This window comes from Ideonella azotifigens (genome assembly GCF_006519715.1).
GTDB classification, from domain to species: Bacteria; Pseudomonadota; Gammaproteobacteria; order Burkholderiales; family Burkholderiaceae_C; genus Ideonella; species Ideonella azotifigens.
In genome coordinates, this window is record NZ_VIDT01000860.1 from 1 (window position 1) to 1,998 (window position 1,998).

General features: G+C 70.0%; 2 protein-coding genes. One reads left to right on the forward strand and one right to left on the reverse strand.

Annotated elements, in window-relative coordinates; genetic code table 11:
• The coding region (locus FKP22_RS28535) for an amidase family protein (protein ID WP_259372469.1) at positions 1-855 on the forward strand (855 nt) is incomplete at its 5' end.
• Positions 856-873: 18 nt separating this feature from the next.
• Here the strand turns inward: FKP22_RS28535 and FKP22_RS28540 are convergent.
• Positions 874-1,998 (reverse strand): sensor histidine kinase (locus tag FKP22_RS28540; protein WP_141291490.1); only part of this gene is annotated, 1,125 nt, incomplete at its 5' end.

Genomic DNA, 1,998 nt, shown 5'->3' on the forward strand with positions numbered 1-1,998 from the left:
CAACTGGCCGCCAGCGCCGGCATGGCCGCGGTGGACCCGCTGAGCCACGAGGTCGACGCGGCCGAGTTCCTGCGCCTGCCGGACGTGGACCTGGGCCGGCTCCGGGTGGGCTTCACCGAAGACTTCGGCCTGTGCGATGTGGACGAAGACATCCGCGCCACCTTCCGCGCCAAGGTCGCGGCCCTGGCGCCGCTGTTCAAGTCCTGCACCGAATTGGATTTCGGCGGCAAACATGCCATGGGCGATGCCCACCGCTGCTTTGACGTGCTGCGCGCCGAGGCCTTCGTGGCCGGCATGCGCGAAGCCTATGAACGCGACCCCGCCAACCTCGGCCCCAACCCGCGCAGCAACTACGAGATGGGCGCCCGCATGAGCCTGCTGGACGTGGCCTGGGCCCAAAGCGAACAGACCCGGCTGCTCAAGCGCTTCCAGCAGATCTATGAAGAGGTGGACCTGGTGCTCTCTCCCGTCACGCCCGTCTCGCCCTTCCCCTGGACCCAGCCGCATGCCGCCACGGTGCAGGGCCGCCCGCAGGCCAACTACTACCGCTGGCTGGCGCTGACCTATGTGACCACGCTGACCACCCATCCCGCCCTGAGCCTGCCCTGCGGCAGCGACGCGCAAGGCATGCCCTTCGGCTTGCAACTGGTGGGCCCGTTCCGTGGCGACCGCTTCACGCTGGCCGCCGCCCAGGCACTGGAAAGCGCCTGCGCCGGCAACCCGCTGCTGAACCGCCCGCGCCCCGACCCGGCACGGCTGGGCCCGGTAGCACCGGCGCTGCGCTCCATCGTCACCGCTCCACCGGTGCTGGACGCGGCAGCGCAATCGCAGGCAGACAGCGTCAGCGCCGTGTGAAGGCCGGGCCGCGCTTGCTCAATGCAGCTTGGCCCTGGCCAGCCGCAGCACGAAGCTGACGCCGCCCGCCTCGCCGGGTGCGCCAATGTCGTTTTGCGCCCTCACCGTGCCACCCATCTTGGCCAGGTAGGTGCGCACAACGAACAGCCCCTGGCCGCGCTGGTCCGGCCTGTCGCCCGAACCTTCGTGCTGGCTGGACACGCCGTATTCGAAGATGCGTTCGAGTTGTTCAGTCGCAATCGGCGGGCCGTCGTTGTGGATGCGCAGCTCCGCAGCGTCGCCTTCCAGCGCCAGCGTCAAGCTGATGGGCGTACCGGGCGGGCGATAGCGCTGCGCATTGCTGAGGATGTGGGTCACCGCGTCTTCCAGCGCGTAGGCATCTGCCTGCACCGGCACGGGCTGGCCCAGCGGCGTGTAGACGACGTGCTCGACACCCGCGTGCGGCGCATTGGCCGCCACCTCGGCGAGGAAGGCGTCCAGGTCCAGCGCGTCCAGCCCCAGCGTGGTGGCCTCGAAGGCTTCGCTGGGGCTGGCCTGGCCGTACAGCACGCGCACGGCCTGCTGCATGCGCTGGATGTAGCGGTGGCTGGCGTCGTCCGCCTTCGGGTGCAGCACCATCAGCGACTGCAGCGGCGACATGATCTCGTGGCCCACCGCATGCCACTGGTCCTTCTCCTGCTGCGCGCGGATGTGCTCGCGCCGCACGGCATCGTTGACCCGCTGCATCAGCTCGGCCAGCGTGCCGGCCAGCAGGCCCAACTCGTCGCTGCCGCGCAGGCCGGACACGTCCAGCACCAGGTCGCCTTCCCGCAGCCCTTGCGAGACCGCGGCAGCGCGCTTGGTCAGCAAGGTGATGCGCCGCATCATCGCCAGTTCGATGGCGGCCCAGGTCAGCACGATGGCGGCCAGCATCGCGCCGACATAACCCGCCACGCGCGCCGCCACCAGGCTGAGCGCGCGGTTCACGCCACGCAGGTCGCCGCTGAGCTGCAGTTCGTAGCGGCCCAGCGGCGTGGCGATGCTGTCGTCGATCTGGATGGGCCGGTCGTAGCCCTCCACCGGCAGCTGGCGGATCAGCCGGTCCAGCAGCGGCGAGGTGGGCTGGCTCTTGTCCACGCTGCCAGTGAGTGTGGCGATCTCGGC